At 66.8% G+C, this 24849-nt stretch carries 21 protein-coding genes; 19 read left to right on the top strand and 2 right to left on the bottom strand.

The genetic code is table 11. The features are described from left to right. The first annotated feature begins 106 nt into the window (after positions 1-106). The 15 genes from glnA to Mal64_RS09455 all read left to right on the top strand — a co-directional run bounded on the left by glnA (position 107) and on the right by Mal64_RS09455 (position 16913). Complete coding sequence (gene glnA / locus Mal64_RS09520; RefSeq protein WP_315852790.1) at positions 107-1537, top strand: type I glutamate--ammonia ligase; 1431 nt, start codon at positions 107-109, stop codon at positions 1535-1537. Positions 1538-1800: 263 nt separating this feature from the next. Next, positions 1801-2403, top strand: a complete 603-nt coding sequence (locus Mal64_RS09515) for a hypothetical protein (RefSeq protein WP_146399497.1) — start codon at positions 1801-1803, stop codon at positions 2401-2403. 58 nt (positions 2404-2461) lie between these two features. Continuing rightward, entirely contained in the window at positions 2462-4189 is a 1728-nt protein-coding gene (locus Mal64_RS09510) for a flotillin family protein (protein ID WP_146399495.1), read from the top strand. 154 nt (positions 4190-4343) lie between these two features. After that, on the top strand, positions 4344-4844 hold the full coding sequence (locus Mal64_RS09505; protein WP_146399493.1) for an SHOCT domain-containing protein: 501 nt from the start codon (positions 4344-4346) through the stop codon (positions 4842-4844). A gap of 5 nt (positions 4845-4849) precedes the next feature. Next, a complete protein-coding gene (locus tag Mal64_RS09500) occupies positions 4850-5254 on the top strand; it encodes a zinc ribbon domain-containing protein (protein WP_146399491.1) in 405 nt (134 codons plus the stop codon). A gap of 37 nt (positions 5255-5291) precedes the next feature. After that, the gene (locus Mal64_RS09495) at positions 5292-6194 is read left to right on the top strand and encodes a malate dehydrogenase (RefSeq protein WP_146399489.1); all 903 of its coding nucleotides are present in this window, start codon (positions 5292-5294) and stop codon (positions 6192-6194) included. Positions 6195-6291: 97 nt separating this feature from the next. Beyond that, positions 6292-6744 carry a hypothetical protein gene (locus tag Mal64_RS09490; protein WP_146399487.1) on the top strand — a complete coding sequence of 151 codons (453 nt, stop codon included), beginning with the start codon at positions 6292-6294 and terminating at the stop codon, positions 6742-6744. Between the two features lie 453 nt (positions 6745-7197). After that, positions 7198-9117 carry a fatty acid CoA ligase family protein gene (locus tag Mal64_RS09485; protein WP_197525618.1) on the top strand — a complete coding sequence of 640 codons (1920 nt, stop codon included), beginning with the start codon at positions 7198-7200 and terminating at the stop codon, positions 9115-9117. 244 nt (positions 9118-9361) lie between these two features. Then, positions 9362-10414 (top strand): NAD-dependent epimerase/dehydratase family protein, encoded by a 1053-nt coding sequence (locus Mal64_RS09480; RefSeq protein WP_146399483.1) that lies wholly within the window; start codon positions 9362-9364, stop codon positions 10412-10414. A gap of 234 nt (positions 10415-10648) precedes the next feature. After that, positions 10649-12439, top strand: a complete 1791-nt coding sequence (gene aspS / locus Mal64_RS09475; RefSeq protein WP_146399481.1) for an aspartate--tRNA ligase — start codon at positions 10649-10651, stop codon at positions 12437-12439. Between the two features lie 668 nt (positions 12440-13107). Continuing rightward, positions 13108-13842, top strand: coding sequence for a hypothetical protein (locus tag Mal64_RS09470; protein WP_146399479.1), 735 nt, complete (start codon positions 13108-13110; stop codon positions 13840-13842). 98 nt (positions 13843-13940) lie between these two features. Then, positions 13941-14102, top strand: a complete 162-nt coding sequence (locus tag Mal64_RS19785) for a hypothetical protein (protein WP_197525617.1) — start codon at positions 13941-13943, stop codon at positions 14100-14102. A gap of 247 nt (positions 14103-14349) precedes the next feature. Further along, on the top strand, positions 14350-15261 hold the full coding sequence (locus tag Mal64_RS09465) for a DUF7822 domain-containing protein (RefSeq protein ID WP_146399477.1): 912 nt from the start codon (positions 14350-14352) through the stop codon (positions 15259-15261). 234 nt (positions 15262-15495) lie between these two features. Beyond that, positions 15496-15849 carry a hypothetical protein gene (locus Mal64_RS09460; protein WP_146399475.1) on the top strand — a complete coding sequence of 118 codons (354 nt, stop codon included), beginning with the start codon at positions 15496-15498 and terminating at the stop codon, positions 15847-15849. 221 nt (positions 15850-16070) lie between these two features. Then, positions 16071-16913: a hypothetical protein gene (locus Mal64_RS09455; protein ID WP_146399473.1), complete on the top strand. Its 843-nt coding sequence runs from the start codon at positions 16071-16073 to the stop codon at positions 16911-16913. 538 nt (positions 16914-17451) lie between these two features. Here Mal64_RS09455 and Mal64_RS09450 read toward each other — a convergent pair. Together Mal64_RS09450 and uvrA are read right to left on the bottom strand one after the other, a co-directional pair. After that, a complete protein-coding gene (locus Mal64_RS09450) occupies positions 17452-18225 on the bottom strand; it encodes a CorA family divalent cation transporter (protein WP_197525616.1) in 774 nt (257 codons plus the stop codon). Positions 18226-18304: 79 nt separating this feature from the next. Then, the gene (gene uvrA, locus Mal64_RS09445) at positions 18305-21256 is read right to left on the bottom strand and encodes an excinuclease ABC subunit UvrA (RefSeq protein ID WP_146399469.1); all 2952 of its coding nucleotides are present in this window, start codon (positions 21254-21256) and stop codon (positions 18305-18307) included. Positions 21257-21483: 227 nt separating this feature from the next. Between uvrA and Mal64_RS09440 the strand changes: the two genes are divergently transcribed. The 4 genes from Mal64_RS09440 (at position 21484) to Mal64_RS09425 (ending at position 24817) form a co-directional block, all read left to right on the top strand. After that, the gene (locus tag Mal64_RS09440) at positions 21484-22353 is read left to right on the top strand and encodes a type III pantothenate kinase (protein WP_197525615.1); all 870 of its coding nucleotides are present in this window, start codon (positions 21484-21486) and stop codon (positions 22351-22353) included. Beyond that, on the top strand, positions 22353-23495 hold the full coding sequence (locus Mal64_RS09435; RefSeq protein ID WP_146399465.1) for a GTPase: 1143 nt from the start codon (positions 22353-22355) through the stop codon (positions 23493-23495). Before Mal64_RS09440 ends, Mal64_RS09435 begins: the two co-directional genes overlap by 1 nt. A 141-nt stretch (positions 23496-23636) precedes the next feature. Further along, entirely contained in the window at positions 23637-24275 is a 639-nt protein-coding gene (locus Mal64_RS09430; RefSeq protein WP_146399463.1) for a hypothetical protein, read from the top strand. A 104-nt stretch (positions 24276-24379) separates the two neighbouring features. Beyond that, positions 24380-24817 carry a YraN family protein gene (locus tag Mal64_RS09425; RefSeq protein ID WP_231993640.1) on the top strand — a complete coding sequence of 146 codons (438 nt, stop codon included), beginning with the start codon at positions 24380-24382 and terminating at the stop codon, positions 24815-24817. Positions 24818-24849 lie beyond the last annotated feature (32 nt).

Genomic DNA, 24849 nt, shown 5'->3' with positions numbered 1-24849 from the left:
GCCATGGCGAGCCGTGAGCCCTTGCGGTTCATTGCCCGCCGGGCGGGGGATTGCTACGCTGGCGAGTAGCCTTTGTCGGCCGCGCGCCGACGCTTGCCCTCCCCGCATGCGAGACCCCCCGGCGATGACCCCGCAAGAAGTTTTGACGCTGTGCCGCGAGAAGGATGTCAAGGCGGTCGACTTCCGCTTCATGGACTTCCCCGGGCTGTGGCAGCACTTCACGATCCCGGTGGGCAAGCTCGAGGAGTCGGTCTTCGAAGAGGGCCTCGGGTTCGACGGCTCGAGCATCCGCGGCTGGCAGTCGATCAACGAGAGCGACATGCTCCTCGTGCCCGAGCCCGACACGGCGTTCATCGACCCGTTCACCGACCTGCCCACGGTCTGCATGATCTGCAACGTGCAGGACCCGATCACGCGTGAGGACTACACCCGCGACCCGCGCAACGTGGCCCGCAAGGCGGCCAACTACCTCAAGAGCACCGGCGTTGCCGACACGTGCTACATCGGTCCCGAGGCCGAGTTCTTCGTGTTCGACGACGTGCGGTTCGACCACCGCCCGAACGAGGCGTTCTACTTCCTCGACAGCGGCGAGGCGGAGTGGAACCGCGGCGCCGACGAGGGGCCGAACCTCGGCCACAAGCTGCGGCACAAGGAGGGGTACTTCCCCTGCCCGCCGGCCGACCAGCTGATGAACCTCCGCAACGAGATGATGCAGTCGATGATCGACTGCGGGCTCGACGTCGAGTGCCAGCACCACGAGGTGGCCACCGCCGGGCAGAGCGAGATCGACCTGAAGTACGGCGAACTGGTGCGCATGGCGGACAACCTCTGCCTGTACAAGTACATCGTCAAGAACGTCGCCCACCGCGGCGGCCGCACCGTGACGTTCATGCCCAAGCCGCTCTACAACGACAACGGCTCGGGCATGCACACGCACATCTCGTTCTGGAAGGGGGGCGAACCGCTGTTCGCCGGCGGCGGCTACGCCGGCCTGAGTGACGACGCCCTGTTCGCCCTCGGCGGCATCCTCAAGCACGCCCCCGCGCTCTTGGCGTTCACCAACCCCACGACCAACAGCTACAAGCGGCTGGTCCCCGGCTTCGAGGCGCCCGTGAACCTGGCCTACAGCCAGCGCAACCGCTCGGCCGCCTGCCGCATCCCGATGTACTCGCCCAGCCCCAAGGCCAAGCGGATCGAGTTCCGCTGCCCCGACCCGAGCGCGAACCCTTACCTGGCTTTCAGCGCGCTGATGATGGCGGCGCTCGACGGCGTGCAGAACAAGATCCACCCCGGCGAGCCCTTGGACAAGGACATCTACGACCTCACGCCCGAAGAGCTCTCCGACGTGCCGAAGACCCCCGCCTCGCTCGCCGAAGCGCTCGACGCCTTGACGGACGACCACGAGTTCCTGCTCCGCGGCGACGTCTTCACCCAAGACGTGATCAGCACCTGGATCGATTACAAGCGGCAGAACGAGATCCGCCAAATCGACCTCAGGCCGCACCCGTACGAGTTCTGCATGTACTACGACATCTGAGCCGTTAGCCAATAGCCGACGACCTCCGGTCGTCGAAACCCGTGCCGACCGCCGTTTTTTGCTTGGGCCTTCGCGGGTTGCCGCTATACTGACCGGCGCAACCGGTCTAATTGCCCCGTCCGGGGGGCCTCTTTTCTGGCAAGATCGGCCCCCGTGGGGCGAATAAACCGTCGACCCGCCCCCCGTGCGGCAAGCTTACGGAGTCGGCCGCAAGGCGGGGCGAGGGTTCCCGTTTTTTGCGTTCGCCAACCCGGAGCGCTGCGATGCTCGACGAACTGTTTTTCTGGTGCGCGATCGGCGGCGGCGCTGCGCTGCTGCTGCAAACCTTGCCGATGCTGCTCGGCATGGAGGGCGCCGACGACGCGATCGACGGCCCCTTCGACGGCGCCGACGCCGACCTCGACGGGGGCGATGCGAGCGGCTTCTGGCTGTTCGAGATGATCTCGCTGCGCACCGTCACGGCGGCCGTCACGTTCTTCGGCCTGGCGGGCAAGGCGTGTTCGACCTCGGGGCTGAACAGCGGTGTGTCGCTCGCCGTGGCGCTGGCGGCCGGCTACGCCGCCATGTACTCCGTCTACTGGGCCTTCAAGCAAGTCTTCAAGCTCGAAACCTCCGGCAACCTCGACATCCGCGGCGCCGTCGGCCTCACCGGACAGGTTTATGTGCCGATCGACCCGCCGCGGGCGGGCAAGATCCACCTCATGCTGCAGGGACGCACCGTCGAGTACCAAGCGGTCACGGCGGGCGACGCGCGACTCGCCACGGGCGAGAAGATCGTCGTGACCGACATCGTTTCGAGCGACACGGTCGAAGTGGCGGCCATCGCCGCCGAGGCCCCCAGCCAGAACCCCGTCGCCACAGGCTGACATCGCCACCGACTGACGGCGCTGCCCCAAACAAGCAAACACCCACCGGAGCTTTCCCATGTTGGATACATACACCGTGAGCGTCGCGCCGCTGCTCGCTCAGCAGAGCATAACCGACCACCCGCTTTTCTGGTTCGTTGCGATCTGCCTCGCGGTGCTGTTCGGTTTGTCTTTCTTGTTCGCGTTCATCAAGGCGACGATCAAACGCTGCAGCAGCAACCAGGTGCTGGTGAAGTACGGCATGCTGGTCGGTAAGGGCGAGACATCGAAGACGATCCACGGCGGCGCCACTTACGTGTTGCCGTTCGTGCAGGACTACCGCTACCTGAGCCTCGAACCGATCCAGATCGAGATCCCGCTACGCGGCGCCCTGTCGATCGAGAACATCCGGGTGAACGTCCCCAGCGTGTTCACCGTGGCGGTGGGCACGCAGCCCGACGTGATGAACAACGCCGCGATCCGCCTGCTCGAGCTCTCGATCGCCGAGATCCGCGGGCAGGCCGAGGAGATCATCTTCGGCCAACTGCGGCAGGTGATCGCGTCGATGGGCATCGAAGACATCAACCGCGACCGCGACGCCTTCTTGCAGCACATCCAGAACTCGGTCGAGCCGGAGCTCAAGAAGATCGGTCTGGTGCTGATCAACGTCAACATCACGGACATCACGGACGAGTCGGGCTACATCGACGCGATCGGCCAGAAGGCGGCCGCCCAGGCGATCCAGTCGGCCCGTGCCGACGTGGCCGACGAGGAGAAACGCGGCGAGATCCGCGTGGCCGACGCCGAGCGCGAGCGGGTCGTCGAGGTGGCCAACGCCACGAAGCTGCGTGAGATTGGCACCCGCGAGGCCGAACGCGAGCAGCTGGTGCGCATCGCCGAGCTGATGAAGGAGCAGACCGTCGGCGAGAAGGCCGCCGAGCGCGACCGGGCGGTGCAAGTCGCCAACATGCTCAAGGAGCAGACCGTCGGCGAGCGGACCGCCGAGTTCCAACGCGAGGTCGAGGTCAACGACGCGGACCGCGACAAGCGTATCGCCGTGGCCGAAGCCAACGCCACGGCGGTGGACGGCGAGAACGTGGCCGAGGCCAAGGTCGCCAAGTCGCAGGCCGAGCTCCTCGTCCAACGGGCCGAGGCGTACGAGCGCGGCGAGTCGGCCAAACGCGAGGCCGAGGCGGCCGTCATCGAGGTGCAGAACCGCGCGATGGCCAAGGCCGCGTTGGCCGAGGCCGAACGCGTGGAGGCCGAGAAGCGGGCCGAGTTCGAGGCCGTCGCCAAGGCCGAGAAGGCCCGCACCGTGGTCAACGCCGAGGCCGAGGCCGAGAAGCGGCGCCTGGAGGCCGAGGGCGAAGCGGCGGCCATCTTCGCCAAGCTCGACGCCGAGGCCCGCGGCCAGTACGAGATCCTGGCCAAGAAGGGCGAGGGCCTCAAGGCGATCGTCGAGGCGTGCGGCGGGGCCCGCGAGGCGTTCCAGCTCATGATGCTCGAGCACCTCGACAATCTCGCCGAGAGCTCGGCCAAGGCGATCAGCAACATCAAGTTCGACAAGGTCGTGGTCTGGGAGAACGGCGGCGGCAAGGACGGCCGCACCAACACGGCCGACTTCCTGCACGGCATGGCCGGCACGCTGCCGCCGATGATGCAGGTGATGCGCGACATCGGCGGCGTGGAGATCCCCGAGAGCCTGTCGAAGCTCGTCGGCGCCGAGGAAGACGCGAAAGGCGAAGGCGTGAAGGCGAGAACGGAGTCGAACGGCGCCGCCGTGGCGCCGGCCTCGCCGGAGGCTTGATCGCTTGGGCCGGGCCCCGACCAAGCTTGGTCGGGGCTATGGGGTTTTTTCTTGGGCCGTGAGTCTCTGATATATTGAAACGTCCCCGCTACATTCGAAATTAGCCCCGACCAAGCTTGGGCGGGGGCCGTGCAATCAAGGAGGACCACCCGCCGTGAAACGCAAGCAAGTTTCCGAAGGCCGAAAGGCGGTCTATTACGTCGGCATGGGGATGAGTCTCTTGGGGCTGCTGTTGTTCCTCTCGACGTTCGTCACTTTCGCGATGAACTTTGGCAACTTCAATAACTTTCGTGGTCGCGCCCAAAGCGGCATGCTGCGAGCCTTCTCGGGGGTCGTCTTGCTGATCGCTGGCGGCGCGGTCACGACGGTCGGCCGCGCCGGCCTCGCCGGGTCGGGGCTGGTGCTCGACCCCGAGAAGGCCCGCGAAGACGTCGAGCCGTGGAGCCGCATGTCGGGCGGCATGCTCAAAGACACGCTCGACGAGGCGGGCGTCGACCTGTCGGAAGTCGCCGGCAAGCTATCGGGCTCCGAGGCCGCGGGCTCCGACCTGCCGTTCGACGAGAAGCTCCGCCGGTTGCACGCGCTACGCGAAGAGGGCATCCTCACGGAAGAGGAATACCAACGCGAGAAACAAGAAATCCTCGACAGGAGCTAGGATCGATGGCGACCAACCCCTGCCGCGACTGCGGCAACGGAGTCAGCCCTTCAGCTACGACCTGTCCCCAGTGCGGCGCTCCCCGCCCGAGTGACCCCGATTGGGATGGCTACGGCTTCGAGTACAAGAGCCCGCAAGTATTCCTCGGATTGCCGCTCGTTCACATCTCCTTCAAGTACCGGGAGAACCGCATGCCGGTCTTTGCCAAGGGTTGGCTGGCAGTGGGGCAGTTCAGCTGCGGGTTCTTCAACCTCTCACAGTTCGGCGTGGGGCCCTTTGCGGTAAGCCAGTTCGCCCTGGCGGGGATGGCGATCTCGCAGATCTGCGTCGCGGTCGAGGCGATCTGTCAGATCGGTTTGGTCTGGCAGGGAACCGGCCAGCTCCTGTTCGAGCTAAAGGAATTGCTATGATCATGGCCTGACCGGTCACGCCAAGGAGGGTATCGCCATGAAAGTCTCGATCATCGGAATGGGCCACGTCGGCGCCGCCACCGCGCACGCGCTGATGATGGGGGGCGACGTCGAGGAGCTGGTCCTGGTGAGCCGCCGCCGCGAGAAGGCGCACGCCGACGCCTTGGACCTGACGCACGCCGCCGCGCTGCTCGCGCGCACCATCCACATCGAGGCGGGCGACCTCGAAGCGACTTCCGGGTCGGACCTCGTGGTGCTCGCCCACTCGGCGCCCTTGGACAAACCGAACCGCAAGCTGTTGGCGGGCGCCAACGGCAAGATGTTCCGCGAGACCATCCCCGAGATCGCCGACCAAAGCCCCTACAGCGTGCTGCTGGTCCTGTCGAATCCGGTCGACGCGCTGGTGCACCTGATCCTCGAACTGACCGATCGGCCGTGGCGGAAGGTGATCGGCGCCGGCACGCTGATCGACAGCCTGCGGTTCCGCTCGCTGATCTCGCAGCGGCTGGGCATCCACCCGCACGACGTGCGGGCCTATGTGCTGGGCGAGCACGGCGAGACGCAATTCCCGGCGATCAGCATCGCCGAGGCGGGCGGCATGCGCGTGGCCAACCGCGCGGGCGACCTCCATGAGCTGTTCGAGCAGGCCCGCAGGTCGCCCTGGGAGGTGTTCGCCGGCAAGGGCTACACCGACTTCGCGATCGCCCATGCCGCGGCGATGGTCACCAGCAGCATGGCCCACAACGACCTGCACACCTTGCCGGTCTCCACCCGGATCGACGGCTTCCTGGGCGTGACGGGCGTCTGCCTGTCATTGCCCTGCGTGATCGGCCGCAAGGGCGTCACCCAGCAGCTCGGGCCCGACCTGTCGGCCGACGAGGAGGCGGCGTTCCGGGCGAGCGCGGAGAGCGTGCGGGAGACGATCGGGCAGCTGGGGTGAGAGCAATCGATCTGTCTGTGTAACCTATGGGTAGCTCAAGTTCTTTAACCTGGGATACCCGGTATGTCAGTAAATTACTCAATAAAAGGATGGTGAAATGTCTACGAAAGAATATTTCCAGCTATGGGGAAGCCCTTTGGGTGTAGCGGTAGCCGCACTTATATTCATGATTGGGTACGAAACGTGGGCCGATAGGCGTATTGGAGAAGTTCATGCGGAATGTACCGAACTCAAGATGGAGCTAGCCGATCTGGTCTCCGGACGGCGCTCATTCGATTCGTTGAAAATCGGTTCGGATGACAATTACGTTCAGATTGATAAACAACGGATTACGGTCACGCACAACGAGCGAGAAACTTGCCGGTTAGGCATGATCCGTGGCAACCCCACCATGGCCGAGCTCAATTTGGCTGCAGGGACATCCGAGATTCGAGTAGAGACAGTACTAAATGATGATGCCATGGTAATGATAATAACTCCGGAAGGTGAGAGGACAAAGGATCTTCGGCTAGATTCACGACTCGGTGTTCATCAACAACCGGCTCCTTGAGGTATTTCAGGGGACTTGTATATTCACGAAATCGTATGATCGGGATGGGATCGCGAAGCAACGTGATGTTCTCTCACCGCGCAGGGCGCCACTGGCGTGCCGCCAGTGAGATGTACTTGTTGGGCTGGCGCCCTAAGCTGCACTGACGACACGCTAGGGCACACTCCAGTCTGAGCACACTTCAGCCCTCCCACCCGCGACCAAATGCCGCACGCCGCTGCGGCAATCCCCCGTGGGCACAACCCTTGTGACCCGCACGAGCGGGTTGCGCTCCGCCGCCTTGGTCTGATGGGGCCTCTGCCGCCGGCGCAACCCGTCCGATCGCAACGTAGGTTTTCTTGTGGAAGGCCCCCGCTCGCGGGGCCGATTCACGCCGCCGGGACCGGCTTTTCGGGTCCGCGGCCTCCCGGGAGGACCTACCCCCCTATGGGCCCCTTGGCGACAATTGCCGGGATGCATCCTGGCGAATTCACCCCCGAAGTCCGTCCCTCCGTCTCCCAAGACGCCGCCGGTCCCCTTCCCGAGGCCGGGCCGCCGCGGGTGAACGTGGCCGATCGGCTGGCCGAGACCGCCCTGCGCAAGCCGGGCGAGATCGCGCTGGTCGCCTACGACGGCCGCTCGCGCTGCGACGGCCGCCGCGTCCGCCGGCGGGCCGAGGAGTACACCGCCTGCGGCGTGCGCTACAGCACGATCACCTTCGGCGAACTCGACCGCCAGGCGAGCCTGTTGGCCCACGGGCTGGTGTCGATGGGCGTCAGGCCCGGCACGCGGATCGCTCTGTTGGTCAAGCCGGGCGTCGAGTTCGTCGCCCTCGTGTTCGCCCTGCTCCGCAGCGGCGCCACGATGGTGCTGGTCGACGCCGGCCTCGGCAAGCGGAACGTGGTGCGCTGCCTGGCGTCGACCGAGCCGGAGGGCTTCGTGGCGATCCCGGCGGGCCAGCTGCTGCGCAGCGTGTTCAAGAAGCGGTTCGAGAAGGCGTGGCTCAACGTGACGGTCGGCGCCCCGCTGGGGCTCGGCCTGGGGGGCGTGTCGCTCGGCACGCTGCGCCACTTTGGCGAGACGAGCGCCCCCTCGCCGCTCGGCGCGGCGCGTCCCGGCGGGGCCATCGCCCTGCCCAACACGGCGGCGAGCGACACGGCGGCGATCGTGTTCACCTCGGGCAGCACCGGCGCGCCGAAGGGGGTGCTCTACCGCCACGAAACGTTCACCACCCAGGCCGACGAGATCCAGCGGCAGTACCAACTCGGCGCCACCGAGGGCGACGAGGAGAACGCCGCCAAGCCGGTCGACCTGTCGTGCTTCCCGCTGTTCGGCTTGTTCAACGTGGCGAGCGGCGTGACCACGGTTTTGCCCGAGATGGACTTCAGCCGCCCGGCGTCGTGCGACCCGTCGAAGGTGATCGCCGCGGCCAACGACTGGCGGGCGACCCAGGCGTTCGCCTCGCCGTCGGTGTGGGACCGGCTCAGCCGCCACGCCGAGGAGTGCGGCCTGCGCGAGGACGGCGAGTTCTCGCAGATCCCGACACTCCGCAAGGCGTTCAGCTGCGGCGCCCCGGTGCCGGCGCGCACCATCCGCCGCGTGCTCGGCAAGCTCGCGCTCGACGCCGTGCTGCACACGCCCTACGGCGCCACCGAGGCGCTGCCGCTCTCGACGATCAGCTCGACCGAGATCCTCGGCGAGACCGCCGATAAGACCGACCGCGGCGTGGGGGTTTGCGTGGGGCGGCGTTTCCCGTCGATCGAGTGGCGTGTGATCCGGCTGAGCGACACGCCGCTCGCCACGATCGGCGAGACGGCGGCCCTGCCCCCCGGCGAGATCGGCGAGCTGATGGTCCGCGGCCCGCAGGTGTCGCGCGGCTACGTGGGCGACGACAGCTACCGCCACAACGCCCTGGCCCTGGTGCACGACGGCGAGACCGTGTGGCGCCGGATGGGCGACCTCGGCTACCTCGACGGCCCGCCCGACAGCCCGAACACACGGTTTTGGTTCTGCGGCCGCAAGTCGCACCGCGTGGTGACCGCCGAGGGGACGCTCTACACCGTGCCGACCGAGAGCGTGTTCAACACCGCCCCGATGGTCGGCCGCACCGCCCTGGTCGGCCTGGGGCCGCTGGGCGAGCAGACGCCGGTGCTCGTCTACGAGCCGGTTGGCCTGAAGTCGGCGCTCACGAAAAAGGACTACAAGACGCTCGACGCCCTCTACGAGGCGATCGAGGAGTCGCTCCGCAATCTGGTGCGGGCAAACCCGCATCTCGACGGAATACGCCATTTCCTGCGGTGCGACGCGCTGCCGGTCGACATCCGACACAACTCAAAGATCTTCCGCGAGAAGCTCGCCGTCTGGGCGAAACGGCAATTGCGTGGCAAGCTATAGGGCCCGAATTGCTCCCCTCCCCCAAGGGGGGAGGGGTTGGGGGAGGGGGTCGGTTTTGTTCTTCCGGCGTCTCTCACCTGTGCCCAGTTGCTTCGAGCTCTACTCACCTCTTCTTGCTCGTGAGGGGGATGTAGGCGTTGGGTGCAGGAGTGAGACTTCGGCGGAACCACGCCGAGACCCCTCCCCTAGCCCCTCCCCTTGCAGGGGAGGGGGATTTTTTGCCCTCACCCCGCTCCACGACACCATGCACGCCCTCGTCACCGGCGCCGGAGGTTTCCTCGGCCGGTATGTCTGCGAAATGCTCCTCGCCCGCGGCGACTCGGTGCGCGGCTTCGCGCGCGGCGACTACCCGGAGCTCACGGCGGCGGGTGTCGAGATGGTGCGCGGCGACCTGGCCGACCGCGCGGCCGTGGTCGAGGCGTGCCGCGGCGTCGACTGCGTGCTGCACGTCGGCGGCAAGGTCGGCGTGTGGGGCCGTTGGTTCGACTACTTCAACGCCAACGTCCACGGCACGCTCAACCTGCTGAGCGCCTGCGCCGAGCAGGGCGTCCCGCGGATGGTCTTCACCAGCAGCCCGAGCGTCACGTTCGACGGCGCCGACCAGCGCGGCGTCGACAACTCGGCGCCCTACCCCACGAAGTGGCTCGCCCACTACCCGCACAGCAAGGCGCTCGCCGAGCAGTTCGTGCTGTCGCAAGACAACACGCCCGTGCGCCCCCGCGACGGAAGCGGCGGCCGCGGCGCCACGCTGCGCACCTGCTCGCTGCGGCCGCACCTGGTGTGGGGGCCCCGCGACCACCACCTCACCGCCCGCTTGGTCGAACGCTCGCGCAGCGGCCAGCTCCGCCGCGTCGGCACGGGGACCAACCGGGTCGACATGGTCTACGTCGAGAACGCCGCCGCCGCCCACCTGCAGGCGGCCGACGCGTTGGCCGAGCCCGACCCGGCCTGCGCGGGCAAGGCTTACTTCCTCAGCCAGGGCGAGCCGGTCGTCTGCTGGGAGTGGATCGACCAGATCCTCGCCCTCGCCGGCGAGCCGCCGGTGAGCAAGTCGATCGGCGCCCGCGCCGCCTACGCCGCCGGCGCCCTGCTGGAGACCAAGCACTGGGCCCGTCGCGACTTCGCCCGCGAGCCCCGCATGACCCGCTTCGTCGCCCGCCAATTGGCCACCGACCACTGGTTCGATATCGAGGCCACGCGGCAAGATTTCGGCTACAAACCGGCCATTTCCACCGAGGAAGGCATGCAGCGGCTGGGCGACTGGCTCCGCTCCCTGCCGCTACGTTCCAAGGCGTAGCCGGGCGCCTTACAATGGCGGATTCGACCCGACCGTATTCACCACAGTGGCGCCGAGGACGGACGAATAGGACGCGAACTTTCCCCTCCCCATCAAGTGGAGCGGAGTAACCGATTGAACAGGTTTGGTTTTGATTCTGATCCGTTCAATCCGCGTTCATCCGCGTCCCATTCTTAAATTCGTCCTCCGTGCCCTCTGTGCCTCTGTGGTTTCAACATAACCCGAGATAAGAACGTGCTTAGAACCCACACCTGCGGCGACCTCCGCAAGACCGACGCCGGAACCCAGGCCACCCTCTGCGGCTGGGTCGACAGCTACCGCGACCACGGCGGCGGCCTGTTCGTCGACCTCCGCGACCGCTACGGCATCACCCAGGTGGTGTTCAACCCGCCCGACACCCCGGCCGACCTGATCGAGGCCTCCAAAGACCTGCGCGCCGAGTACGTGCTGCAGGTCACCGGCAACGTCGAGCCGCGCCCCGAGGGGATGGCCAACGCGAAGCACAAGAGCGGCGAGATCGAGCTGCGCGTGACGGAGATGAAGCTCCTGAACAAGGCGAAGTCGCCCCCCGTCTCGCCGTCGGAGAGCGTCACCGAGTTGCCGGGCGAGGAGATCCGCCTGAAGCACCGCTACCTCGACCTGCGTCGCCCCGCGATGCAGCGCGCCATGCTGCTCCGCGACAAGATCGTCAAAGGCATGCGCGACCACTTCGCCGACGAGGGCTTTGTCGACGTCGAGACGCCGATCCTCGGCCGCAGCACGCCCGAGGGCGCCCGCGATTACCTCGTGCCGTCGCGCGTCCACCCCGGCAAGTTCTACGCCCTGCCGCAGAGCCCGCAGCTCTACAAGCAGATCCTGATGATGGCCGGCTACGACCGCTACGTGCAGGTCGCCCGCTGCTTCCGCGACGAGGACCTCCGCGCCGACCGCCAGCCGGAGTTCACCCAGCTCGACCTCGAGATGGCGTTCATCGACGACGACGACATCATCGCCGTGATCGACACGCTCGTGGAGAAGCTCGCCAAAGACCTCCTCGGCCTCGACGTCAAGCTGCCGCTGCCGCGCATGACCTACGACGAGGCGATGACACGCTTCGGCCACGACGCGCCCGACCTGCGGTTCGGCCTCGAGATCGTCGACCTGACGGACCTCGCGCCCAAGAGCGAGTTCGGCGTGTTCAAGTCGGTCGTCGAGGCGGGCGGCCACGTCCGCGCGATCAACGTCCCCGGCGGCGCCGAGCACTACTCGCGCCGCGGCATCGACGGCCTCACCGAGTTCGTCAAAGGCTTCGGCGCCAAGGGCCTCGCCTGGTTCAAGTGCGAGGAGGGCGACAAGCTCAACTCGAACATCGCCAAGTTCTTCCCCGAGGAGCTCTTGGCCGAGATGGCCACACGCCTCGGCAGCAAGAAGGGCGACCTCGTGCTCTTCTCGGCCGACAAGTGGAAGGGGACCTGCAAGGTGCTGCACGCCCTCAGGACCAAGATCGGCGAGGAGATGAAGTTCTACGACGAGAAGGCGATGAGCTTCTCTTGGGTCACCGAGTTCCCGATGTTCGAGCGCACGGACGAGTCCGACAACCCGCAGGCCGAGGGACGCTGGAGCGCGATGCACCACCCCTTCACCGCGCCCTTGGACGAGCACGTCGAGTTCCTCGACAGCGACCCGGAACGCTGCCGCGCCAAGGCGTACGACCTGGTGATCAACGGCAGTGAGGCGGGCGGCGGCACGATCCGGATCCACGACGCCGACGTCCAATCGAAGGTCTTCTCGCTGCTCGGCATCGACAAGGAGACGGCCGACGACCGCTTCGGCTTCCTGCTCGAAGCCCTGCAATACGGCGCCCCCCCGCACGGCGGCATCGCCTTAGGACTAGACCGCTTCGTGATGCTGCTGGGCGGCTACGACAACATCCGCGACGTGATCGCCTTCCCCAAGACCCAGAAGGCCACGGACATGATGACCGAGGCCCCCGGCGAAGTGGACACGAAGCAGCTCAAAGAATTGAGCGTGAAGGTGGATTTGTGAGCGCGTTTAACAATGCCCATGAGCACAGTAACCGGGTAGCCCAGGTTCTTGAACCTGGGTCGCCGCAGGCGACAGGAAGCCCCGGGTAGGGGATCGCCCCATTTGACGCTTACCTCGTCTCGGTGCTTCTTGTGGCTGCGCCACCCAGGTTCAAGAACCTGGGCTACCCTGTTTTGTGCTTCCGGCCGCTGTTTTCGAGTCTCTCGTTATCCGATTGATTGCATCGCTGTGTGGCTCCGGGTGCCCGGGGTCGTAGCGGAGCGGAGCCCCCGGAGAACCACGATCGCTGCATCCACTTGCTAAATTAGAGGGCTAAGCCTTCGGCTCCGACCCCAGCCACCCGCCGCACCTCAGTCCGTAGGATGGGTGCTCGCACCCATCTTCCCTGCCAGAGCCAGAGGGTCGCTTCATCGACAGGAAACGGCCGAGCCAACGGTCTAGCCGCACTCGACTGCCCGACACGAACAATCGCCCACCATCCGAAGATGGGTGCGAGCACCTATCCTACGCACTTTCGACATCAACATATTATTTGGCAGTCCAGTCCGTCTTGGTTAATATACGCGGTTGTCTGTGAACACGCTTCTCGCTCTGGCCTGATAGACCCAGAGGTCGGGCCGGACTCATCCCTCGAAGCGCCCTTTCTCTTTCCAGCCCAAGGCCGTCTCATGAGCAACATCAAGCCTGTCACGCGGCGCCTTGTGGGTCGCGACTCTTTCAAGAGTCTGACGCTCGCGCTGTCCGCGGCAGCTTGGTACGGCTTGTTTATCAGTTCGGCCTACGCCGCAACCACGTACCGTGTTGTCGGTGTAGGAGTTGTAAGCCAGCTCTCTCATCAGGGTGTAGTGGGCGAGCGGGCGCGGCTTTCATTCGAGTACGATCCCCTCGACTTCCGCCGCACGTCCAGCTCGGATCAGTTCACTCGTTGGGAGCCCAATGGGGTGATCGAGATCAGCGTGTGGGGGTCTTCGTCCGGTGACAGCCTGACCCTACAGCCCATCAAGGACGTCGTCCTGCACACCACCGAGCACTTAACCTACTTCGACTTCTCGACCGGCATCCCCAACTATACGTCTGGCGGACTATTGCGTGTCGACGCCCCGAATCACGATAGCGGTCTGAACACGAGCGTGCCCGCAAGTTTTGCCGAGGCCCACCAGACGCTGCTGACTGAGGTCGACGCGGGCGGGGTCTGGGAGTTCAGTGAGTACTCTTGGGGTTTTGGGCACGACTACGACTTAGACTCGGACGATCCGATCGTGAGATTAGATCGGTTGTCCTTGTTCGACTTCGGCTGGAGCGTTCTAGCGGTCCCAGAGCCTTGTTCGGGTTGGCTCGCAACGGGGCTGGGGCTCGCAGCCCTCGCCAGTCCGATCCGCAAGCGTCCGCGACACGGGGCGTAGTCACCCACGTCAGGCACCGTGCGGATCGGGACTCACTCAGGCTGCGGCCGATCGGCGTCGACGACGACTCGTCGGCCTCACTCCGCCGGCAGCGAGCGGTGCCGGTCCGCCGGCTGGAGCGGCTGAGGAAGTTGCTGGACGAGGCCCTGCGGGCGGGCAAGCGTCGCAAGGAGAAGAAGAAGCCGGGCCGCATGTCGGGCGACGCGTACGGCGAGCACCGCCGCCGCCAAGAGCCCGACGCCGGGTGCCCGGGGTCGTAGCGGAGCGGAGCCCCCGGAGAACCACGATCGCGGCATCCACTTGCTAAATCTGGGGGCTACGCCTTCGGCTCCGACCCCAGCCACCCGCCGCGACCGCGACGACCCGCGAAGACGGCTGGTTCGCGAAGAACGCCGATGACGTTCTCTATGAAGGGCCTGAATGACCCGCATTGACAAGCGATATGCACATACGCTTGTGTGTGCATGGCCGTATATTCTTAATATTGTCCAATGAAAGGCAGGGCGGATGGCGAATCGATCCTACCTCTATTCAGCCAACCGGCTGCCCAGCAGGGACACTTCCCTAGAAGTGCTGCGTACCGTCGGCATTGCCGAGTTCAACTACGACATCCCCATCGCGTTCATGTTGTTGGTGTCCGGAAATCCACAGCGATGCCCCTCGTCGATATGGGCTTCCTCAGAGGCGGAGGCGATCGCAGGAGATTACCAAATCGGTGTTCAGCGTTTGCTGGACTTCTTGAGGCGAGTCGAGCACCCTGAAGTCAATGCCCTAATCGAGAGCACACAAGCCTTTCTGGCGGACGAAAGAAATAAGAATTCCTACTTTCTGCTCGAGCCTTGCGAAATCTTCGAGCTCGGTGAGTGGGAGTCAGACGACACGTTCGACGAATTGTTGGATTACATTAGCGGTGTAGATCAGGTGGCTGAGCATGTGAGGGAAAAATTCTCTGACGCCGCTCAGGGCCAGCAAACGCAATACGCGAACAATTTGCTATACTCGTTGGGAGTCTCGAATTGGAGCAATATTCTCTATTATTCCTCCACCGAAGATTCGAGTTCTGACTCCTTTGCAATCGACCGGAGCTCGCTCTCAGATGCTAAGTCGATGCCCGGTCATGACGCCGAGAAACTGTGCGGACAAGACACCCCATCGCAAGTTACCAAGAGAAGCTTAGTAAAAAACGATATCTCTTGGAAAAACAATCCAGCAGTTGTTCGATGGGTTATTATCCTGAGCATGCTGTTGGCCTTCCCCCTGGGTATTCTTCGAGCAAGGGGATGTGCGCCCGAGCAAAAGAATGTTCAACCTCCTTCAGAGGTAAGAGACACGGGATTACCCGAAGGCTGGGAGCAAAGCGAGGTGTTTCGTAGGCTTTACGGCCAAGAGTCGGAGTCGAACCGGTCTGAGAATCTCTAGTGGCTCTCTCGTCGGAGCCACAAAATATAAATATGCCCTCCGCCGGGTGCCCGGGGTCGTAGCGGAGCGGAGCCCCCGGAGAACCACGATCGCGGCATCCACTTGCTAAATCTGGGGGCTACGCCTTCGGCTCCGACCCCAGCCACCCGACATTTGATGTCCATCCGCCCCGCTGCGTCCGACGACCAGGCCCCCTCTGCAGCCTCTGCCTCGCCGCCTTCCCCAAGACGCCTGATGCTCACCAGCTCTAAGCTCGCCCTGACTTCGTTTCTGCTGGCACTCGGTCTCTTCGTTTACTCCGTTAGTGTGGGCACAGACGTCGCGAACGATCCGTTGTGGCTATCGGTGCTGCTCGACGTCCTTGCTTTTTCCGCCTTTCTGCTCGGACTCGCTGCGATGATCGTCCGTCCGATAGAGTTTTTCGCCACCTGGCCCAGCCGCGTTGTCGCCTACCTGTTCGAGTTTGCTTTCCCAATCACCTTCTTCCTGTTGCCATCGATCGGCCGCGACCCTCGAAGCCCTTCGAGGAGCGAGCCAGACGGCCCGTGGCGTCGACCCCAGCCGGGATCGTTCGATAAGACCGGGTAGCCCAGGTTCTTGAACCTCGCTTCGCCGCAGGCGACAAGAAGCCCCGGGTAGTGGGCGCCCTTTTAACGCTCACCAACCACGCGCAATCGCACCGCGTACCGCCGCCCTCCCCTCGGCGCCAATGCTGGCGCCGCACGCCGCAAGCGCGGTTGCCCCCTGGCGCTCGCGCGACTATCCTCCCCCCGCTCTCTCGTTAAAAGGTCCCTCCGAGCTTTCCCCTCATGGCCCCTGCTAGGCTGTCGGCGACGTGGCTGCTGGCGTGTGCTCTGCTGCTTGGCGGGCGGGCGGCGCCGGCGCAGCAACTGTCGGCGATCCGTGATTCGGTCGTGTCGCCGAACACGCACCCCACCACCGAGGAGCCGCCGCGAAGCCGCAAGACCCGGCGCCGATCGTACGACGGCTGCGACGATGACAGCTTCTTTGCGGAGCTCGGCTTGTTCGCGCTCGCTACGCCTTACTTGCTCCCGTACTACATGTTCGACGAGCCTTGCTGCGACCGCTTCGAGAGCTATAGCCAGCAAGAAACCGACCACGGCTTCAAGGAGACGGACTGGTTTTGCCGCTCGACCGAGGGTGTGTCGTCGGCCCGCGGGCTCGTGGAGTACGGCACGGACTTTTCCGACATCGACTCGGTCGGCGCCAAGCTGCAGGTCGATCTGCCCGTCGCTCGGATGACGCTCGACGCCTCGGCGGTGGAGTACTCCGAGCGGATGGTTGGCGGCGGCAGCGACAGCCTCACGCTCGGCGACGCCAACCTAGTGTTCCGCTTCGCACAGAACTCTTACACGGTTTGGCGGAGCGGCCTGGGCGTCAACTGGATGGCCGACGCCCGGGACGACGTCGGCTTCAATTTCACGTACGGCTTCGACTACCTGCCGAGCAAGCCGTACGTAGTTTCGGCCGAGATCGACTGGGGCCGACTGGGCGAGACCCACCTATTCCGCGGCCGCACGACGGTGGGCGTCCAGTGGCGCGACTTCGAGGCTTACACCGGCTACGAGTACCTCGACATCGAGTCGGTCGAACTCTCCACGATGCTATTCGGCGTGCGCGGTTGGTGGTGAGCCGTCGGCCCGCGCCCCATCACTCCAGGCCATGCGCGCCTCAAGCAAAAGAGTGAACAGCGTGCCGTCATCACCGCCCGCCGTGATCGACACACAGCCCCCCTCGCGGCCGCCTCGTCGTCCCTTCGTTCCGTCGTGGTTCCCTCATCGCCGCGGAGCGCTCAAAAACCGCCGGCCGGCCAATTAAAGCGCCGAGAAATGTCTTGACCCGATTAATGACGTGGGGCTAAATCCCTACGTGGCGGCGACTTATAAAAAGTGACGGCGGCCAACAATCGCCTACGCCAGTATGGCCCAAAAGCGATTGTCGAAATTAGGTGCGCAGCCGGTTACAAAGATAATTGGGCGCCGCAGGAGGTCGTTAAATTTCCGCCCGTTGCGTTGAGCCGGAAGAGACGCTCGTAGAAGGCGGCTCTGCTGCGTTTTTTCGAGACCCGTTCGGGCCATTCGTGCGCTGAAAACTTTGGGGCGACAATCGCCGACAGGTATTTCAGATTTCTCTGGGCCAACTTCTGGGAGCCCGCAGGGCGACGAAGCGCTACTTCTTACGCGTGACGTAAATGCTCAGCAGCAAGCCCATCACCAGCCCGACAAGCAGCACGCCGATGATCGGCAGCGGCGCGTGGCGGGCGTCGAGCTTCTCCAGGCCGTTCGACATGTTCATGCCGAGCACGCCGCCGAGCGTGGCGAGCGGCAGGAACAACGCGACCAGCTTGTTGAGCCGGTGGGCGGCGAGCGACTGCCGCGCGGACGAGACGGCTTGCTCCTCGGCCCGCAGCGCGACGAGGTAGTCGAGCGCGTGCTTGGTCTCTTGCTGCAGCAACTCGAGCCGCACGTTCAGCGAGTACGCCCGGTCACGTAGCGGGATCAGGCTGGGGTCGCTGCGGTCGGCCTCGCGCGCCTCCTGCAACACGCCGTACAGGTTGCGAGCGGCGCGGGCCAGCGGGTTCAGCTCGGTGAGCACGCTGAACATCTCCGCGGCGCCGTCGGCGGTGTCGGCGCGGTCGTCGAGCGCCTCGGTGGCCGCCTCGTACTCGTCGAGCAGTTCGTTGACCGAGTGCCCGCCGTGGGCGAGCGACGCCGGGAGCCAGCGGCCCTCGGCGTTGCGCCAGAAGACCCGGCCGCGACGGTGCGTCTCGTCGGCCGTGGGCGGCGCGTGCAGCACGAGCAGCAGCTGGCCGTCGCTCTGCATCAGCCGCTGCCGGCCGGCGTGGACGCCGAGCCGGTCGCGGAACACCTGGGGCGCGTCCCAAGAGGCGGGCATCAGCGGCTCGGGGGGCTTGCGCTTTGTGGAGCTGTGCTTGGGGGCCATCGGCGGCGGCCTCGTGTAGGGAGAAGAGGGGCGAGTGGCGGGCGACGGTGAGTATAGAGCAAACCGGGCCTCTCCGGTGCTACCCCAGCACCTTGCGCAGCCACTGGCCGGTGTGGCTCGCATCGACCTGGGCGACCTCCTCCGGTGTGCCGGCCGCCACGAGACAGCCGCCGCCGTCGCCCCCTTCGGGGCCGAGGTCGATGAGCCAGTCGGCCGAGCGCATCACGTCGAGGTGGTGCTCGATCACGAGCACCGTGTTGCCGGCGTCGACCAAGCGGTGGAGCACACCCAGCAGCCGCCGCACGTCGTCGGCGTGCAGGCCGGTGGTCGGCTCGTCGAGCACGTAGAACGCGCTGCCGGGCTTGGGGGCGCCGAGCTCGGCGGCGAGCTTGATCCGCTGCGCCTCGCCGCCCGAGAGCTTGTTCGAGGGCTGGCCGATCCGGAGGTAGCCCAGGCCGACGTCGGCCAACGCCGCGAGCGGGCGGTGGATCGCGGCGACGTCCTTGAAGAACTCGACCGCCTCGTCGACCTGCATCGCCAGCACGTCGGCGATCGACCGCTGCTTGTAGCGCACGGCGAGTGTTTGGCGGTTGAACCGCGCCCCGCCGCAGGCGTCGCAGGGGACGAACAGGTCGGGCAGGAAGTTCATCTCGATCTTCTGCACGCCCTGGCCCTGGCACTCTTCGCAGCGGCCCCCTTTCACGTTGAAGCTGAACCGGCCGAGCTTGTAGCCGCGCTGGCGCGAGAGCTTGGCGCCGGCGAACAGCTTGCGGATCTCGTCGAACGCGCCGGTGTAGGTCGCCGCGTTGCTGCGCGGCGAGCGGCCGATGGGCGACTGGTCGACCTTGACGAATCGGTCGAGCTGGGCAACGCCCCGGAGGGCCGAATAGGGCCCCGGCTTGGCGGCGGCGCCGTTGAGTTTCTTCGCCAGCGCCTTGGCCAGCACGCCCATCACGAGCGAGCTCTTGCCGCTGCCGCTCACGCCGCTCACGCAGACCAGGGCGCCCAACGGGATCGTGACGCTGAGGCTCTTGAGGTTGTGCAGCTCGGCGCCCTCGATCTCCAAGGAACGCGACTTGGCGGTGCGGCGACGCTTCTCGGGCGTCGGCAAGATCGACTCGCCGCGCAGGTAGCGGCCGGTGACGGACGTGGGGTGGGCGGCGACCTCGTCGGGCGTCCCCTCCGCGACGACGAGGCCTCCCTTGTCGCCGGCGCCCGGGCCGATGTCGATCAGCCAGTCGGCGGCGCGCATCACCTCCTCGTCGTGCTCGACAACGATCACCGTGTTGCCCTGCCGCTGGAGGCCGCGCATCGAGTCGATCAGCCGGCGGTTGTCGCGCGGGTGGAGGCCGATCGACGGCTCGTCGAGCAGGTACATCACGCCGACCAGCCCCGAGCCGATGCCCGTGGCGAGCCGCACCCGCTGCAGCTCGCCACCGGAGAGCGTGTCGGCCGGGCGGCCGAGCGACAGGTAGCCGACGCCCGACTCCTGGAGGAACTTGAGTCGGCGGACGACCTCGCGGACGATCGGCTCGGCCACCGCGCGGCGGTCATCGTCGAACTCCAAGTCGGAGAGGCGGGCGTGGGCGTCGCGGATCGACAACGATGTGAGCTCGTGGATCGCCATGCCGTTCACACGGCAGCTGCGGGCCTCGGGCCGCAGGCGCGAGCCGTTGCAGTCGGGGCAGGTGACCTTGCCGCGGTAGGCGTCGAGCCGCTCGCGGGCGGCGTCGCTCTTGGCGCCGCGGTGGGCCTCTTCCAACAGGAGCAGCAGCCCCAGGAAGCCCCCTTTCTGGAGGGCGTCGGCCTCGCCGGTGAGCAGCGTTTGCAACGCTTCTTCGGGCCATTGCTCGAGCGGCGTCTGGGCGTCGAACGGCTTGCCGGCCAGCAGGGGGGCGAGCGCCTTGTCTTGCTTCTTCTTGGCCGCCGGGGTCGACGACCGCCAAGGGGCGATCGCCCCCTGGGCGAGCGACAGGCTCAGGTCGGGCAGCACGAGTTCGGGGTCGAATCCCTCGTCCACGCCCATGCCGTCGCACGCCGGGCAGGCGCCGTAGGGGCTGTTGAAGCTGAAGGTCCGCGGCTCGACCTCGGCGACGCCGGTCTTGCAACTGGGGCAGGCGTAGCGCGTGTTGTAGAGTTTCTCACGCCAACCGTGCTCGGGGTCGTAGGCCGAGCCGCCCGCGTCGCTGCTGGCCTTCTCCCTGTCCTCGGGTGTTTGGTAGACGACGCGCACCACGCCGTCGCCGTGCCGCACGGCGAGGCGGACCGACTCGCTGAGCCGCTCCTCGAGCCCGTCGCGGATCACCACGCGGTCGATCACCGCGTCGATGTCGTGCGTCTTCTGCGCCCCGAGCGGCGGGGCGTCTTCGATCGGGTAGGTGAGCCCGTCGATCCGCACACGCACGAAGCCCGCCTTGCGGGCCTCTTCCAGGAGCTCGGCGTGCTTGCCCTTGCGGCCCTGCACGAGCGGCGCCAGCAGCATCGCCCGCGAGTCGGCCGGCAGGGCGAGGATCGCCTGCTCGATCTCTTCGGGCGCCTGCTGCGAGATCGGCTCGCCACACTCGGCGCACGCCATCTCACCGGTGCGGGCGTAGAGCAGCCGCAGGTAGTCGTACGCCTCGGTGATCGTGCCGACCGTGCTGCGCGGGCTGTGCGAGCCCTGGCTCTGGTCGATCGCGACGGCCGGCTGCAAGCCCTCGATGCGGTCGACATCGGGCCGCTCGCGTTGGTCGAAGAACTGGCGGGCGTAAACGCTCAGCGAGTCGATGTACTGCCGCTGGCCCTCGGCCAGCAAGGTGTCGAACGCCAGCGAGCTCTTGCCGCTGCCGCTCACGCCCGTGATGACGATCAGCCGATTGCGGGGCAGGTCGACGTCGACGTTCTGCAGGTTGTTGGCCCGCGCGCCGCGGATGCGGATGGCGGCCGAGTCCGCCCGGCCGTTGGCGCCGGGCGCCGCGGGACGTGGCCCGCTTGTGGGCTGAACGGGCGTCGTGGCGCCGTCGGTTGCGGTGATGCCGGCATCCGTCGCCATGGCGTTGCGCGTCCGGGGTGTGGGTTCGAGCGGTGGGCCACGCCGGGGTGGCTCTCCCCTTGGTGGGGAGCGGCGGCCGGGGGGCAAACGGCTCAGTTTAGCACGGCGCCGGCATGCGAGCCACGGACTGGAGGGCCACTGACGGGCGGCTCTCGATTGCGTCCTCCGGCGCGGTGCAAGCGGATCGCTCCGGTGACGGCGCCCCGGGGGGCTGCTATCGTGCTGCTATGAGCGGACTTATCGCAATCGATGTCGGCAACAGCCGTGTGAAGCTCGGGTATTTCCCTGCGGCCGGCGCCTGTGACAACGCCCCAGAGGGAGCGGCGGCGGCGCTGCTGCCGATCGCCGCCCCGCGGCTGCCCGAACCCGACTCGACGCTCGGCCTCGGCTCGGACGAGTCGTGGGACGAACCGCTGGCCGCGTGGCTCGACGGGTTGTCGATCGACACGTTGCGGGTGGCGATCGGGAGCGTTTGCGGGCCGGCTGCCGAGCGCATTGTGGCGGCGCTTCGCGACGAGGCTCAGCGCCGTTCGTGCGAGATCAACGTGGTCGGACTCACGCACGAGAACCTGCCGCTCGTGACGCGTGTCGAAGCGCCGGAGCGCGTGGGCGTTGACCGGTTGCTGACGGCCGTCGCCGCCAACCGTTTGCGTCGCCCCGATGCGCCGGCGATCGTCGTCGACCTGGGGACCGCGATCACGGTCGACCTGGTGTCGGCCGACGGCGGCTTCGAGGGGGGCGCCATCCTGCCCGGCGTGCGGATGTCGGCCCGCGCGCTCAACGAGCAGACCGAGGCGTTGCCGGTGAGCGAGATGGTCGAGCTCGACGGCTCGCCCGACGCCGTGGGCAAGGAGACACTCTCCGCCATCCGCGCCGGGCTTTACTGGGGCGCGGTGGGGGCGATCCGAGAGCTGATCGCCCGCCAACGCGACCGGCTCACCGTTACTCCGCAGGTGTTTCTCACCGGCGGGGCGGCGCCTTCGGTCGCCCGGCTGATCGGCGGCCCCGACTACGTGGTGCGCCACGCGCCGCACCTGGCGCTCTCGGGCGCGGCGGCGGCCGCCGAGAGCCTGGCGTCTACACCGGGCGGGGCGTGATGGCCACGGTGCGAGTGCTCACGCCGCGCGGGCGGGCGGCGATCGCCGTGGTCGAGGTCCGTGGCGCGGGGGCGTTGGCGTGTGTCGACCGCTGCTTCTTCGGCGCGGCAGGCAAGCCGCTCGGCGAGAGGCCAAGCAACCAACCGCTGTTCGGTCGCTGGCTGGGCGAGAAGGGCGAAGAGGTGGTGGTGGCCGTGCGCGGCCGGGAGCGAGTTGAGGTCCACTGCCACGGGGGTGACGCGGCGGTCGGCGCGGTTGTGGCAAGCCTCGCCGAGCGGGGGGCGACTCGGCTTGAAGACGAAGTGGAGCCGGCCGGTGTGAGCCCGATGGCCGCGGCGGCGTGGCGGGCTTTGCGATCGGCGCCGACCGAGCGTGTGGCGGGCGTGTTGCTCGACCAGGCGAACGGGGCCCTCGACCACGCGGTCGAGGCGGCGCTAAATCGGCTACGCGGGGGCGACGCGCACGGCGCCCGCGACATGCTCCTCGGCGTGCTCCGCTGGGAACGGCTTGGCGGCAGGCTCATCTCGCCCTGGCGGGTGGTGCTCGCCGGCCCGCCGAACGCCGGCAAGAGCAGCCTGGTGAATGCGCTAGTGGGCTACGAGCGAGCGATCGTGTACGACACGCCCGGCACGACACGCGACGTGGTGGCCGTGCGGACCGCCCTGGATGGCTGGCCCGTCGAGCTCAGCGACACGGCGGGGCTGCGAGTCAGCAGCGACCCCCTCGAAGCGGCGGGCATCGAGCGGGCCCGGGCCGCCCTGGCGGGGGCCGACCTGATCGTTGCGGTCACGCCGCTCGCCGAAGGCGACGCGGCGCCGATCGAGTCGCCTGCCGGAGTTAAACGGATCGACGTGAGGAGCAAGGTCGACCTCGCTGACCTCCCGACGCCGGCCGGTGCGATCGGCACGAGCAGCGTCGACGGGCGGGGGATCGAGGCCTTGCTCGCGGCGATCACGAGCAGCCTGGTCGACGCGAGCCCTGAGCCCGGGGCGGCCGTGCCTTTCTTGCCCCGGCAGGCCGCCACGCTCCGCGAGGCGTGCGACGCGATCGAGGGCGCCGCGATCGAGGGCGACGTGATTGAGGGCGATGGGGCGCATCGCGCCGAGGCGCTGCTGACAGCGTTGCTAGCGACCGCGGGCTGAATCGCCAGATAGACGCAAGTTGCGTGGCGGACTTTGACGACTCTAACGATTAAGCGGGCGCTCGGTCGTGATGCGCGTTGTGCTTGCGCGCTCCCCGCACCCACGCGACGATCCTATCGAAGTGAACACGGAGCCCTCCCGATGCGAACCGCCATGCTGCTCTCGAACTTGATTGTGTTGGCGATCGTGTTGGCCGCTGGCTCGGTCGGCACGGCTCAGGCCCAACCGTCTGGCGCCGACCCTTACTCGCTCCGCCGCGCGATGGGCGCCTCGGACTCGTACACCTGGGAAGGCGGCAGCCGGCAGGGGGCGGTGAGGCAAGCCCCGGCCGTTGCGGCCCCGGTCCCCTCGCACCAAGGCCCGGCCCCGCTCGACGCCCACGCGCAGAGCGTGCTGAACTACTACGGCTCGCAAAAAGCCCGGGCGACGATGAGCCAGATGCCGGGCAGGCCGTCGTCGGGCTCCGCGGGGCACGCCGTCGCCAGCCGGCCGGCGAGCAAGCCGTTCTCCACGATCAGCCGGCCCGCGACCGTGAGCCCTTACCTGAACCTCTATCTGGACGAGGGCGAAGACGCGGCGCCGAACTACCACGTGTTCGTGCGGCCCCAGCAGCAGCAGGTCGAGCAAGCGCAGAGCCAGCAGGTGTTGCTCCAGCGATTGCAGCGGCAGGTGCAGCAAGCCGCCTACAGCGCGCCGTCGGGCGGCGCGCCTCAAGGGTCGTACTCCCGAGCCGCTCGCTTCAACGACACGGGGCGCTATTACAGCGGGCTGCGTCGCTAGTGTGATTGGGCGGGAACTCGCCGGGAGAAGTTGTTTGCTTCTGGCGTTGCCGGCGATCAGAGTGGGGGGCGACATCTGCTCTGCTCCTCAAGCCGGTTGCGAACGTGACGATCCGCCTCGCGATGCTCGGCCGCCCGCGTCCGCTCGGCGAGCGCGGCGAACGCCACGCCGCCAAACTGCTCAAGCGCAAGGGCTTCAAGATGTTGCTGGCGGGGCGTCGCAACCGCTACGGCGAGTTCGACCTCGTGGCCCTCGATCGGCGGCGTGAACGCTCGCTCGAGCGACAGCCGCTCGTGTTTGTCGAGGTCAAGACACGCCGTTCGCTGCGGGCGGGAACCCCGGCCGAGGCGGTCACCCCTGAGAAGCAGCGGCGGCTCAGCCGCGCCGCGTTGGCTTTCTTGCGTTCGCACGACCTGCTGGAGCACCCGGTGCGATTCGACGTGGTCGCGATCCATTGGCCGAAGGGAGAGCGGCTGCCGCTCAGCGCGGAGCACTTCGTCAACGCCTTCGAGCCGCCCGCTTCGCGGGGGTTCTTTGGCTAGCCACCAACGCACAGCCGCACCAATAAAAAAAC

Source organism: Pseudobythopirellula maris (genome assembly GCF_007859945.1).
Taxonomy (GTDB): domain Bacteria; phylum Planctomycetota; class Planctomycetia; order Pirellulales; family Lacipirellulaceae; genus Pseudobythopirellula; species Pseudobythopirellula maris.
Note: the sequence above shows the minus strand (reverse complement) of the source record. Positions and strands in the feature narration are given on the sequence as shown.